Annotated in this window: 12 protein-coding genes; 6 read left to right on the top strand and 6 right to left on the bottom strand. The window is 62.7% G+C overall.

Annotated features, from left to right (window positions below):
* Nucleotides 1-27: 27 nt before the first annotated feature.
* The 4 genes from TMS3_RS05715 to TMS3_RS05730 form a co-directional block, all read right to left on the bottom strand.
* Nucleotides 28-1,833, bottom strand: coding sequence for a hypothetical protein (locus TMS3_RS05715; protein ID WP_025164298.1), 1,806 nt, complete (start codon nucleotides 1,831-1,833; stop codon nucleotides 28-30).
* Between the two features lie 254 nt (nucleotides 1,834-2,087).
* A complete protein-coding gene (gene asd / locus TMS3_RS25420; RefSeq protein ID WP_025164299.1) occupies nucleotides 2,088-2,951 on the bottom strand; it encodes an archaetidylserine decarboxylase in 864 nt (287 codons plus the stop codon).
* A gap of 51 nt (nucleotides 2,952-3,002) precedes the next feature.
* Nucleotides 3,003-3,818 carry a rhodanese-like domain-containing protein gene (locus tag TMS3_RS25425; protein ID WP_025164300.1) on the bottom strand — a complete coding sequence of 272 codons (816 nt, stop codon included), beginning with the start codon at nucleotides 3,816-3,818 and terminating at the stop codon, nucleotides 3,003-3,005.
* Nucleotides 3,819-3,864: 46 nt separating this feature from the next.
* Nucleotides 3,865-5,382 carry an HDOD domain-containing protein gene (locus TMS3_RS05730; protein WP_025164301.1) on the bottom strand — a complete coding sequence of 506 codons (1,518 nt, stop codon included), beginning with the start codon at nucleotides 5,380-5,382 and terminating at the stop codon, nucleotides 3,865-3,867.
* Between the two features lie 118 nt (nucleotides 5,383-5,500).
* Between TMS3_RS05730 and motA the strand changes: the two genes are divergently transcribed.
* Both motA and motB read left to right on the top strand, forming a co-directional pair.
* Complete coding sequence (motA, locus tag TMS3_RS05735; RefSeq protein WP_025164302.1) at nucleotides 5,501-6,352, top strand: flagellar motor stator protein MotA; 852 nt, start codon at nucleotides 5,501-5,503, stop codon at nucleotides 6,350-6,352.
* 5 nt (nucleotides 6,353-6,357) lie between these two features.
* Nucleotides 6,358-7,383, top strand: a complete 1,026-nt coding sequence (motB, locus tag TMS3_RS05740) for a flagellar motor protein MotB (protein WP_025164303.1) — start codon at nucleotides 6,358-6,360, stop codon at nucleotides 7,381-7,383.
* 69 nt (nucleotides 7,384-7,452) lie between these two features.
* On the opposite strand, the gene rsgA is transcribed toward motB, so the two are convergent.
* Entirely contained in the window at nucleotides 7,453-8,484 is a 1,032-nt protein-coding gene (rsgA, locus tag TMS3_RS05745; RefSeq protein ID WP_025164304.1) for a small ribosomal subunit biogenesis GTPase RsgA, read from the bottom strand.
* Nucleotides 8,485-8,641: 157 nt separating this feature from the next.
* Between rsgA and TMS3_RS05750 the strand changes: the two genes are divergently transcribed.
* Entirely contained in the window at nucleotides 8,642-9,418 is a 777-nt protein-coding gene (locus TMS3_RS05750) for a class I SAM-dependent methyltransferase (protein WP_025164305.1), read from the top strand.
* A 62-nt stretch (nucleotides 9,419-9,480) separates the two neighbouring features.
* Nucleotides 9,481-10,023, top strand: coding sequence for an oligoribonuclease (orn, locus tag TMS3_RS05755; protein WP_025164306.1), 543 nt, complete (start codon nucleotides 9,481-9,483; stop codon nucleotides 10,021-10,023).
* Between the two features lie 12 nt (nucleotides 10,024-10,035).
* Here the strand turns inward: orn and queG are convergent, their stop codons facing one another.
* Nucleotides 10,036-11,118 (bottom strand): tRNA epoxyqueuosine(34) reductase QueG, encoded by a 1,083-nt coding sequence (gene queG / locus TMS3_RS05760; RefSeq protein WP_200929598.1) that lies wholly within the window; start codon nucleotides 11,116-11,118, stop codon nucleotides 10,036-10,038.
* Between the two features lie 59 nt (nucleotides 11,119-11,177).
* Between queG and TMS3_RS05765 the strand changes: the two genes are divergently transcribed.
* Complete coding sequence (locus tag TMS3_RS05765; RefSeq protein WP_025164308.1) at nucleotides 11,178-12,677, top strand: bifunctional ADP-dependent NAD(P)H-hydrate dehydratase/NAD(P)H-hydrate epimerase; 1,500 nt, start codon at nucleotides 11,178-11,180, stop codon at nucleotides 12,675-12,677.
* On the top strand, nucleotides 12,665-13,132 hold the full coding sequence (tsaE, locus tag TMS3_RS05770) for a tRNA (adenosine(37)-N6)-threonylcarbamoyltransferase complex ATPase subunit type 1 TsaE (RefSeq protein WP_025164768.1): 468 nt from the start codon (nucleotides 12,665-12,667) through the stop codon (nucleotides 13,130-13,132). Before TMS3_RS05765 ends, tsaE begins: the two co-directional genes overlap by 13 nt.

Raw genomic sequence — 13,132 nt, forward strand, 5'->3', positions numbered from 1 at the left:
GGCGACAAAAGGTAATGAGCCGGCAATCTACAGCGACTTCCAGAGTGAGTCAAAGTCTTCCTCCCCTGCTGGGCTGAGGCTTTCCGGGGCTGTGACAGGCTTCCCGTGATCGCTTGGGGGTTGCTCGAAACTGCGGTAATCGAATTGATTGAAGCTGCCTGTACTGGTCTGGCGACGACTGAGTAGCGCGCGGCGCTCCGTACCGTTGAGATTGATCATGACCTTGTTGCCTTCCTGGAAGGGCAGGCGTGGGGTGATCAGGCTGGCCGGTCTGGACAGTGCACTGATCTCCGGCAGCAGCAGGGCGCGCAGGTACTGGCTGTTCTGTTCGGCTTTGCGGACCAGTTGCAAACCACAGGCTTGTGCGTGCGGGGCGATCAGTTCGATGCCTATCTGCGTGCCGCCGCCACGCACCTGACGAATCCAGCGGACCACGGCGACGCTCCAGCCTTGTTCCGGAGTGTCTTGAACGCCCAGCAGCTCGCCTGTTTGCAGCTGACTCGGCACCTCTTTCGGCCAGGACAGGCAGTAGCCCCCAGGGCTGTGGTTGATGATAGGCAGGGCGTAGGTCGGGTAGTCTTCGCGAGCGCTGGTGTTGTTCTGGGCTTGGTTTGCTATGGGCTTGCTGTACTCGATTTCTTCGAAAGGCAGGCCCTTCTCCCAGTCATTGGTTTTCTGTACGTCGAAAGCATTCGACCACACATCTGCAGCGCCGGTGTCGGGCTTGAAGACTGCAGCGCCGGTCGTCGCGGGGCGTTTGAGCGTTTCGTTGAAAGAGCGCCCGCTGGCCAGGAAAAAATGCAGGGCACTCATGCCGATGCACAGCGTCAGCGTGCCCTGGCCCTGGGTGCGTTGGAAGGTGCGTTCGGAAATATCCCCCCAGGCGGCGCCAAGGTGTTGCAGCATATCCAGGCTGAAGCCTTCGGGTACCAGCAGGCGCGAGCGTGCGGAGTCCTGTGCGGGCAGCAGCAAGTGCTCCTTGATGGCGTCAACCAGCGGTTGCGGGTCAATGCCCAGGGCGTTGTGCAATTCGTTGGACTGGAACAGCGAGGTATAGCGCGGCGGGGCATCCAGTTGTTGGGCCACCGCGAATAGGCTGGAGGGCAAGTTGGCGGCTTGTAGCTTGACCAGTTTGCTCCAGGGCTCCAGGGCCTGAGCCAGGCGGGCAATGCCATTCTGGCGCATCTGGTTGCAGCGGGCGCAGCCAAGCAACAGAGTCACCAGATAGCTTTGCTCAACGCTTAAGCCCTGAGCGTGTTGGGCCAGTGGGTCGCGGATCAGCAGAGTGTGCAATTCGTGCGTGCGGGCGATTTGGTAGAGCTGATGCAACTCCAGCCAAAGGCCTTCCGGTACAGGGCAGTACAACTGGCTGGCGCGTACCAGTGTGCCGCCCAGGCTGTGGGTGGCGCGTTGCAAGGCAATGGTCAGCAACTGGTTGCGTTCGCGTTTGGGCTGCGACACCACGCGGGCAATGATCAGTTTGTAGCCGACCGCCAGGTGGTGTTGTAGCGCCTGGCACAGGTTGGCGACTTTGCGCGGGCGGTCGTCGAGAACAATGGCCTGATTAAGGAAGTGTCGCTCCAGGTGCTGGCAGACGAAATGCACCTCAGGGCGGAGCAGTTCCAGCAGCTGCAAGCGATTATCCGAGGGAGTCTGCAGTTGGTTCAGTTCTATCAGCGCTTGGTAGAGCTGGCGGGCAGTTTCCCCGATATTGGCTTTTGGTATCCCTGCAATCCAACGCTTCAGGTCGCGCGGGCTGGCTTCGCAGAAAGACAGGCCCTGCTTGTCGGGTGTCGGTACCCGGAGTTGCAGGTGGGGACTCTGTTTATCCATCTAACTTGGATACTCCAACGCCAGCAGGACGGCGAGTCGTTCTAAATAGTAATGCAGGGCACTCTAGCAGCATCTTGGCGGGGCCGCAGCCGCGGACGTGACTAGCCGTCCACACTGTGACGAGCTGCTAACACTGCCGCTTTGGACCTTCAGCCCCCTTGAGCGTTCAGTCCCCGGCCCGCGCGAGATGAGTGCCAGCAAGGCATTTAGGCCAGATGACGTGGGCCCGGCCTAAGCCTTGCTCCTGCTGTGTGTCAATGGCTCTGGCTATTGCCAAGGCGCTGGCCCATCTGCACGCTGCTGTTGGCCATGAGTTCGTCGGCCCAGCGCACTTGGTTCGGGCCGAATAGCACGATGGCGGTTGAGCCGAGCTTGAAGCGGCCGAGCTCGGCGCCTTTTTCCAGGGTGATCGGTGCCCGTGCGGCTTCGTCATAACGGAAGGTTTTCAGGGCCCGCTTGGGCGGCGTGATCAAGCCGGCCCAGACGGTTTCGATTGAGGCGACGATCATGGCGCCGACCAATACCACGGCCATCGGGCCGCGTTCGGTGTCGAACAGGCAGACCACGCGCTCATTGCGGGCGAATAGTTCGGGAACGTTCTCGGCGGTGGTCTGGTTGACCGAGAACAATCGACCCGGTACGTAGACCATCTCTCTTAGCGTGCCGGTCAGCGGCATATGCACGCGGTGATAGTCCTTAGGCGACAGGTAAATGGTGGCGAACTCACCACCCATGAACGGACTGGCGCGCTCGGTATCACCACCGAGCAATTCGACCGCGCTGAAGCTTTGTCCCTTGGCCTGAAACACTCGGCCATGCTCGATTTGGCCCAGTTGGCTGACGGCTCCGTCGGCCGGGCAGAGAATGGCGTCGGGGGCCGGGTCCAGTGGGCGTACGCCGTCTTTCAGAGCACGGGTGAAGAAGGCGTTGAAGTGCTCGAAGCGGGTTGGCTCTTCGATCTGCGCCTCGCTCATATCGACTTGATAGTGCTTGGCGAACCAGGTGATCAGACAGTTCTTGATCCAGCCGACGCGACACTCGGCAGCGCAGCCGATCAGGCGCGATAGCAGATGATGCGGCAGCAGGTACTGGCTGAGGATAAATAGACGTTGTTTCATTGAGGTTCCTTAAGAGCCAGGGAGGCTGCTGAGAAGCAGGCGGGTGGCGGATTAGCGCTCGATCGGGGTGTCCGGGTGGTTGCCCCACTCGCCCCAGGAGCCGGCGTAGGCTTTAACGCGTGGGTAGCCGAGTGCTTTTGCCACCAAGTAGGTGAAGCCGGAACGGTGATGAGTTTGGCAGTGGGTGATGATTTCTTTGTCCGGGCTGATGCCGAGGCTGTCGAGCAGTGCGGGCATGTCCTGACGAATGCGCAGGGCGCGGGCCTGATCCATGCCGGCGGTCCACTCGAAGTTCACTGCGCCTGGGATATGCCCGGCTTTCGCCGCTAAGGCCTTTTCGCCTCGGTACTCCGCAGGCGAACGAGCGTCCCAGATTGCCAGGTCGGCCGCGCCCAGGCGGCTTTGCAGGTATTCGCGGGTCGCGGTGGGTGCGTCGCTCAGGGCAAGCGTCAGAGAGCCGTCGAGCGCTGCAGGCAGTTCGGTACTGAGCGGACGATCTTCGGCTGACCAGGCGTGCAGGCCGCCATTGAGGTAGTGATAGCGAGTATGGCCGATGACATCCAGCAGCCAGATAAAACGTCCGGCCCAGCCGCCGCCCTCGTCGTCATAGACCACATAAATGGCGTCCGGGTTGTGCCCCAGTTCGGCGAATAACTGCTCCAGTTGCGCCTGCTCCGGCAGCAGGCCGGGCGCTGGAGGCTGGCCCAGCTGGGTGCGTTTGGGGTCGACGAAGCGTGCGCCGGGAATGTGCCCTGCGGCATAGCGCGCAACGCTGGTCAGGTCGACCAGAATCAATTCGGGGGTATTCAGGCGGCTGGCCAGGTCGGCCGGCTCGATTACCAATGGCAACGCAGCGAAGGCAGTCATGCTGGGCCTCTTCATTCAAGGAAAGGGACGAATTGTAGCGGAAAGCCTACTGCTCGCGTTTGGCAAAACTGCTCAGGGCGCGCTCAATGCATTGTGCCGTTTTGCCGAAGGCTTGCAGGCTGGCTTCGTCGATCGGCGCGCCAGTCTGGTCGACGAGTACGATCATCATGACCCGGCCGTGACTGGCCAGTGAGCGGATCAGCAGATGTTCGCTAGGGAACAGTGCTTTCAGCGCACCGGGGAGCAGGGCAGAGAACTGAGCAATGTTTCCCGGGCTCAGGCGCAGCTGCCCTGGCTCGCTAAGCAGCCGCCGCAGTACCTGGCTGTGTTGCGGGTCGAGCCTCAGGCTGGTAGCCGACGGATCGAGGCCAATGTGTTGGTGGGTAACCAGGCGGCTGTGAGTACGGTCGGCCAAGAGCAGCAATACGCGTTGCATGCCGCACGCCTGCAATGCCTGGCTGGCGCAGGCCGTCAGGGCGGCGACGCTATTGAAGGCGGTCGGCTGAGCCAGCAGTTGCATGCAGTGCTGGCGCCACTCGCTGACTTCCTGGGCTTTCGCCGGGGGCGCTGACGGGGGCTGCAGGTGTCGAGCCTGCCAGGGCCAAAGCAGGGCTTCGGCGGGATGCCAGAGGTCGGGATCAAAGTGTTGGCGGGCGCTTTGTGCAGCGAATTGATGAACCTGCTGCTGCAGGGCGTCGAGTGGCAGTTGCAGGTATAGCGCGGTCAGGCGTTGCCAGCGCAGGCTGTGAGGCGTGTCCCAGGCGTTGTGGGCAGTCAGCGCCAGGAGGTTGGCCAGCAGGATGCTGTTGGCCGGTTGGGTCAGCCAGCGGCGCAGGTTGTTATCGGCGTCGAGAAACTGTTGCTGGTGCAGCGGTTGCGGATGGCGACTGGCAATGTGCAGTGCTTTGGCTAGTAGGCGGCGATCATTCAGCAGCAGGCGGTAACCCAGGATGATCCACTCTGGCAGACGCCAGTGTTCGGCCAGGGCCAGACAGAGTTCAAGCAGGGGTACGCCGAGTACGTCGTGTTCGACCTTGGCCGCTGGCTCGCCTTTTACCAGTACGCGTTGCTCCCACAGGTCGAGCAGCTCGGGGTGGCTGCTCAGCAGTGCCCAGACGGGCGTGAGAAACAGCAGGCTACCCCACTGAATTTCCTGCCAGAGCCGCGCCAGGCGCCCGGCGAACAGGCCATTGGCCTGTTGCGCGGCATGCTGGCTGATCAGCTGGATTTGTCGCAGCGCCTGGGGTATCTCGGCAGCCGGCATGCTGGGCTGCCGGTTCAGCAACTCTTCGACACGTTGCAAGCCCAATCGGCCGAGGGCCTTTTCCAGGTTCTCGGCGGGCTCGCTGAGGCCGGTGCTCTTGCGATTGGCTTCGCGCAATACGCTGAGCGCCAGGGCGGGGCTGCTCTGCATGAGCTCGGCAATATCGCGTAACGAGCGACGGCTGTCGCCCACGGCGCGTCGTACCAGCAGGAGGTTCTCGGCAGGCACTGGTAACAGCTGATTGCCAAGCTGGTTGAGCCAGGCATCGAGACTTCGGGGGAGGGGGGAACGCTTAGGCATGCGGGTTGAGCCAAACTAGCTTTTAACCTGAACTGGCTATAGTCTCGCGCATAACTTCCGATAAATAGAAGGGTTGTTTTGAAAAACCCTTACTACTGGCTCTAGCAAGTTCCCTTTTATGGCAAAAATCATCGGCATTATTGTTGTGTTCGCCAGCGTGCTTGGCGGCTTTATCTTGTCTGGCGGTCAATTCATGGCGCTGGTGCATCCCTTTGAAGTAATGATTATTGGCGGCGCCGCACTGGGGGGCTTCCTGCAATCTAATCCGGGCAGCATGTTCATGCATGTGCTCAAGAAGTCCTTGAGCATGTTCAGCTCGCGCTTCACTCATGCGTATTATCTCGACGTGTTGCGTTTGCTCTATGAGATTCTTAACAAGAGTCGCCGCGAGGGCATGATGGCCATCGAGGCCGATGTCGAGGATCCGTCAGCCAGCCCAATCTTCAGTAAGTACCCGGTCATTCTCAAAGACACGCGGATGACGGCTTATATTTGTGATTACCTGCGCGTCATGTCCTCCGGCAACATGGCACCGCACGAGCTGGAAGGGTTGTTCGACATGGAAATCGCCAGCCTCAAGGAGGAGCTGGAACATCCCGCTCATGCTGTGGCGAAGATCGCCGACGGTCTGCCGGCCATGGGGATCGTTGCGGCAGTACTGGGTATCGTCATTACCATGTCGATTCTTGCCGAGGCCGATAACGCACAGATCGGCGAGAAGGTGGGTACGGCTTTGGTCGGTACATTCCTCGGCATTCTTGCCTCTTACGGCTTTTTCGGGCCGCTCGCCACCAGCCTTGAGCATGATGCCAAGGAGGAGCTGAACGTGTACGAGTCGATCAAGGCCTGCCTGGTTGCTTCTGCATCCGGTATGCCGCCGTCGCTGGCCGTAGAGTTTGGACGCAAGGTGCTTTATCCCGCTCATCGGCCGAGCTTTAGTGAACTCGAGCAAGCCATGCGCGGTAGCTAAAGGTTATGGAGAATAACCAGCCGATTATTGTCAAGCGAGTCAAGAAGGTCGCCGCAGGCCATCATGGCGGGGCTTGGAAAATTGCGTTCGCCGACTTTGCCACGGCAATGATGGCATTCTTTATGGTGATGTGGCTGATGTCCGTGGCCACGCCGGAGCAGAAGAAGCTGATCTCCGGGTACTTCAAGGACCCTATCGGCTTCTCCGAGAGTGCCAGCCCTTATGTGATCGACCTCGGTGGTTCGCCCACCCCGGCGCCGGATCGCACGCTCAACCAGCCGGTCGACGACCAGACCGAAGGTGAACAGGTCGAGATCGAGCCAGCGCAGCTCGCCGCCGAACAGGCCGAAGCCATGGCTGAAGAGTTGGAGCGCGAGCGTCTCGAGTTGTTGCTGCAGGAGTTGCAGACCAAGGTTGAGGAAAATCCCCAGCTGCAGCGTTTCAAGGATCAGATTCTGTTCGATATCACCCAGGACGGTTTGCGCATCCAGATTGTCGATGCCGAGAATCGACCGATGTTCGACAGTGGCAGCGCGCGCTTGCAGCCCTACTTCGAGGACATTCTGCTGGCCTTGAGTGACACCATCAGGGCGGTGCCGAACAAGATCAGCATCAGTGGACATACCGACGCCAAGCCGTTTTCCGGGCGCGGCGACTTTGGTAACTGGGAGCTTTCCGCCGATCGGGCGAACGCCGCGCGGCGCGTGCTGGTTGCCGGTGGGTATGACGAAGAGCAGGTGGCGCGAGTCGTCGGCTATGCCTCGTCGGCGCTGTTCGACCGTGAGAATCCGCTCAACCCGGTTAATCGACGTATCGACATCACGGTGCTGACCAAGAAGGCCCAGCGCGCGATCGAGGGTGAGCAGGACGGTGCCGTTGAGTCGCCGCCCGGTGCGTCGAGTGGCGCCGCGGCAGAGTCGGCTTTACCGGGCGACCCGGCGAGTGGCGCGCCGATACAGTCGGATGAGCTGCGCGAGCGCTTGAATATCTTCGAGGATGGCGTGCTGCAGTTCGATCAGCCGAGCGAATAATTCGCCTGCGAAAGCACAAGGCCGCGATCAATCGCGGCCTTGTCGTTTCAGTTGCTGTTCGCGTGAGGCCTAGTAGTCGGCCTCGGGCAGGCTGGCGAGGATATGCCGGTAGCTGGCCATGCGTTGCGCCTGGATGCGCCCGTCTTCCAAGGCCTTGAGCAGCGCGCAGCCTGGCTCGCGGTCATGCTTGCAGTCGCGGAAGCGGCAATGGCCGAGCAGATCCTGGAATTCGATAAAACCCGCCTCGACATCTTCGCGGCTGACATGCACCAGGCCGAATTCGCGGATACCGGGGGAGTCGATCAGTTCGCCGCCACCGGGGAAGTGGAACAGTCGCGCGGTGGTGGTGGTGTGCGTGCCCTTGCCGGTCAGTTCCGACAAGGGGCCGACCCGGGTATCCACATCGGGCAGCAGGCTGTTGACCAGTGACGATTTGCCGACCCCGGACTGGCCGACGAACACGCTGACGTGACCGTCGAGTTGCTGCATCAGCTGTTGCATGCCGTCGCCCTGGTGAGCGGACACCTCCAGTAGGGGATAGCCCAGTTGGCGGTACACGCCGAGCAAGGCGTTCAGCGCTACGGCGTTCTGCTCATCGATCAGGTCGGCCTTGTTCAGCAGCAGTAGCGGGCGGATGCCGGCATGCTCGGCGGCCACCAGGTAACGGTCGATCAGGTTGGCGTGAGGTTCCGGCAGGGGGGCGAAGACGATCACGATCAGGTCGACATTGGCCGCCACCGGCTTCAGCTGGCCGCGGGTATCCGGGCGGCACAGTTCGGTATTGCGCGGCAGTTGCGCGACAATCACGCCAATGCCCTGATTGCCGGCGCGCCACACCACGCGATCACCGGTAACCATGGCCGGCAGGTTGGCGCGTAGGTGGCAGCGGAATACTTGCCCGGCCAGCTCACCATCCAGTGCTTCGACCTCGACCTGCACGCCGAAGTGGGCGATCACCAGACCGAGCTGTTCCGGGCCGAGGTCGCCGCCCTCAAGGATCTGCACGGCTTGCGACTCGCGCTTGGCCGCGCGGGCGGCTCGTTCGCCCTGAATTTTTTCGATGCGCCAGTTTTGCCGGCGGTTGAGTTGGCGTTTGGCCATGGGGGTTCCGAGGGTTGAGTAGCAATGAAAACTGGCGGCGAGTCTAGCACGCGCCTCGTGACGACTCGCATGCACTGCGGTAGTTGGCCGGCGAGCGGTTAAACTGCGCGACATGGCAAGCTGCTTTTGGAGTGCGGTGAATGGATGAGCGACGAGGATGATGCGGCAATTGCTTGGGCGTTATCCGGCGTTGCTGGCGTTGTCGGCCCAGTTGTGCGCGACCGTGCTGGTTGGCGTTCTGGTCTATCTGGCGGCGCAGTTCGGGGTCTGGCGCCCCAGTTGGTTGCTGGCTGGCGTGGCGCAAGGGCTGCTGGCCGCCAGCCTCGGTCAGTGCTTCGGTTTGTCGCGCTGGTGGTGGTGGCTGAACCTGGCGTTCGTCCCGGCGCTGCTCGCCCTGAGCGGGGCGCCGCTGTCGCCTTGGGTATTTTTCGGCGGGTTTCTGTTGGTGCTGTTGCTCAACTGGAACAGCTTCGGTGAGCAGGTGCCGCTGTACCTGAGCGGGACGAAATGCCGTCGGCAGTTGGCCGACCTGCTCACCCGGCAGGCGCCGGGCTTCAGCTTTGTCGATCTCGGCTGCGGACCGGCCGGTACTTTGTTGTGGCTGGCTCGCCAGTTTCCGCAGGCGCAGTTTGTCGGGGTGGAAACGGCGCCGCTGACGTTTGTCATCGCCTGGCTGCGCAGCGTGCCGCAGAGCAATTGTCGGATTCGCTACGAAAGCCTCTGGCGCACCGACCTGTCGGCGTTCGCGGTGGTCTATTGCTTCCTCTCGCCGGCGCCGATGGCCGCGTTGTGGGACAAAGCGCGGGGGCAGATGGCGGCCGGTAGCTGGTTGATCAGCAATAGCTTCGAGGTGCCGGGTGTGCCGGCGGATCAACAGGTCGAGTTGCGCGACTGGCGCCAGTCGCGGCTGTTGCTCTGGCGCATGCCAGGCTAACGACAGGCGCATCGGCGAATGAATTATTCGCTAAACTGCCCGTTCTAGCCGAGGAGCGCATCATGCAAAACCCACTGAACTTGATCTGGATCGACCTGGAAATGACCGGTCTGGATCCAGATAAAGACGTCATCATCGAAATGGCCACCATAGTCACCGACAGTGACCTCAATGTGTTGGCCGAAGGTCCGGTGATTGCTGTACACCAGAGCGATGCGCTGCTGGCCGGCATGGATGAGTGGTGCACCCGCACCCACGGTGAGAGTGGTCTGACCCAGCGGGTGCGCGATAGCAAGGTCAGTGTGGCCGAAGCCGAGGCGCAGACCCTGGCCTTTCTCGAGCAGTGGGTGCCCAAAGGCAAGTCGCCGATTTGCGGCAATAGCATCGGTCAGGATCGACGCTTCCTGTATCGCTACATGCCGAGCCTGGAAGCCTATTTCCACTATCGCAACCTGGACGTCTCGACCCTGAAAATCCTCACTGAGCGCTGGGCGCCCAAGCTCAAGGAAGGCTTCCAGAAGAAGGGCACGCACCTGGCGCTGGACGATATCCGCGAGTCGATCGCCGAGCTGGTGTACTACCGTGAACACTTCCTCAAGGTCTGAGGGCGCTGCAGGCTATGCGCCGCCCCGCTTGGCGTGACGCGCGAGCGCCCATTCGACGTGCTCACGCACCAAAGCCGAGGGGTGCTCGCGGCGAGCCTTGAGCGCCTCGAGCACCGGAATGCTCGACGGTGCGTTGCCCAGACCTACCGCCAGGTTGCGCAGCCAGCGCTCATAGCCGGCGCGGCGCAGCGGCGAGCCTTCGGTGCGGCTGAGAAACTCCTCCTCGCTCCAGCGAAACAGCGCGGCCAGTTCGGCGTTGTCCAGGCTGTGGCGCGGCTGAAAGTCGCCTTGCTCGGTAGGGCGGGCGAAACGATTCCACGGGCAAACCAGCTGGCAGTCGTCGCAGCCGAACACCCGATTGCCGATCGGCGCGCGCAGCTCCTCGGGGATTGATCCTTTCAGCTCGATGGTCAGGTAGGAGATGCAGCGCCGCGCATCCAGTAGATAAGGGCCGACGAAGGCGGCGGTCGGGCAGATGTCCAGACATGCCGTGCAGCGGCCGCAGTGCTCACTGGCGTGCGGCGCATCGACGGGCAGGGGAATGTCGACGAACAGCTCGCCGAGAAAGAAGTAACTGCCGGCCTGGCGATTGAGCACCAGGGTGTTTTTGCCGATCCAGCCGAGCCCGGCTTGTTCGGCGATGGCCTTTTCCAGCACCGGGGCGCTGTCGACGAAGGCACGGTAGCCGAATGGGCCGATGTGTTGCTGAATGCGTTCGGCCAGCTGCTGCAGGCGCTTGCGGATCAGTTTGTGATAGTCGCGGCCGAGAGCGTAGCGCGACACATAGGCTTTCTCCGGCTCGCTCAGGCGTTGCGCCATCTGCGTATCGCCGGGCAGGTAATCCATCCGTAGCGAGACCACACGCAGTGTGCCCGGCACCAGTTGCTCCGGGTGCGAGCGCTTGCTGCCGTGGGCGGCCATGTAGTCCATCTCGCCCTGATAGCCGGCGGCCAGCCAGCGCTGCAGGTGCGCCTCGTGCTCGGCGAGATCCAGTCCGGCGATGCCGACCTGCTGAAAGCCCAGCTCGCGGCCCCAGTCCTTGATCGACTGGGCGAGGGTGGCGAGAGCGGTGTGGTCGAGCGTACTGGGGGACATGTTGAGCGGGAAACCGGAGCGGAGGTGGGTATAATTCTGCCAGACATCGGAGCCCACGCATGCCGCATTCTCCCGACAATCTTCCCCTTGCCCTGTATAGCGCCGCCCAGGTGCGCGAACTCGACGCCCGGCTGATCGCCGCCGGTACGCCAGGCTTCGAGCTGATGCGCCGCGCCGCCCATGCCATCTGGCGCGCGCTGCGCCGGCGTTGGCCTGAGGCCGGAGCGCTTACGGTGCTGGCGGGACGTGGCAACAACGCCGGCGATGGCTACCTGGTCGCCGCGTTGGCGCTGCGCGCCGGGTGGCGGGTAACGCTGCTGGCGGTGGGTGACGCCGAGCAGCTGCAGGGCGATGCCGCATTGGCGCGGGACGAAGCGCTGGCTGCCGGGGTGGCGGTGCAAGCATGGACTGAGTGCGCGGCGCTCGACGGCGTGGTGGTCGATGCGCTGCTCGGCACAGGCTTGCACGGCGTGGTGCGCGAGCCCTATGCCCAGGTCATTCGCCTGCTCAATGCCAGTGGGCTGCCGGTGCTGGCGGTGGATGTACCCTCGGGCCTGTGCGCCGACAGCGGTCAGGTCCTCGGCGTCGCAGTGCGCGCACAACTGACGCTGACGCTGATCGGTTTGAAGCTGGGCTTATTCACCGGCGTAGCGGCGGACTGGGTCGGCGAGTTGCAATTTGATGATCTGCAGGCCGATCCGCAGCTGGTCATACAGCAGGCATGTATGGCGCAGCGCCTGGCTGGAGGCAATCTGCCGTGCCTGCCGCGACGCTCGCGTAGCGTGCATAAGGGCCAGTTGGGCCATGTGTTGGTGGTCGGCGGTGAGCGTGGTTTCGCCGGGGCCGCCTTGCTCGCGGCGCAGAGCGCACTGCGCAGTGGTGCCGGCATGGTGTCGCTGGCGACCCGGGCCGAGCACCTGGCCGCCGCGCAAGCGCGTATCCCCGAAGTGATGAGCGTTGGCCTGGCTTCAGCCAACCAGCTGCTGGCGCTTGGGCAGTCGGCGACCGTCTGGGTGGTCGGCCCTGGCCTGGGGCAGGGCGCGTGGGGGCGTAGCCTGTTGTCGGTCGCGGCGATTAGCGCGGCGCCGCAGGTGTGGGACGCCGATGCCTTGAATATGCTGGCGGCGGGTGCGGTCGACATGCCGAGCAATGGCGTGATCACCCCGCACCCTGGCGAGGCCGCACGCCTACTGGGGATCACCTCGGCCGAGGTCCAGGCCGACCGGCCGAGCGCGGCGCGCGCGCTCGCTCAGCGTTATCAGGCAGTATGCGTGCTGAAGGGTGCGGGCAGCCTGATCGCCGATCCGGCGGGGCAGTTGCTGCTGTGTGATCGTGGCCATCCCGTTATGGCGGGTGCGGGCTTGGGTGATGTCCTGGCCGGATTGATTGGTGCGCTGTTAGCCCAGGGGCTGCCGGCATTTGCCGCCGCGACTCTGGGCGTTTGGTTGCATGCGAGTGCCGGTGAGCGACTGGCTGAACAAGGGTGTGGGTTGGCGGCCAGTGATTTGTGCGCTGCCATTCGTCAGTTATTGCAGGAGCAGTCGGTTTGTCTGAAGTAGAGCTGTATGCCGCCGATGAGTCGGCGATGCTGGAGTTGGGCGCGCGTATCGCGCAGGTGAGTGACGGGCGTGGCATCATCTACCTGCATGGCGACCTGGGGGCTGGCAAAACCACCCTGTCGCGCGGGATTATTCGCGGTCTGGGGCACGTTGGTGCGGTAAAAAGCCCGACCTTTACCCTGGTCGAGCCTTATGAAATAGGCAGTGTCCGGGCCTTTCATTTCGACCTGTACCGGCTGGTCGACCCGGAGGAGTTGGAGTACCTGGGGATTCGCGACTACTTCGAGGGCGATGCGCTGTGCTTGGTCGAGTGGCCACAACGCGGTGCCGGTTTTTTGCCAAAGGCTGACCTGGACATTACCATTACTGCGCAAGCGCCTGGACGCTTGCTGCGAGTACGCGGGCAGACTGTGTGCGGTGAGACCTGGTGTGCCGCTTTGGCCACCGGAGCATGA

Origin of the sequence: Pseudomonas taeanensis MS-3, assembly GCF_000498575.2 — a bacterium.
Lineage (GTDB): Bacteria > Pseudomonadota > Gammaproteobacteria > Pseudomonadales > Pseudomonadaceae > Aquipseudomonas > Aquipseudomonas taeanensis.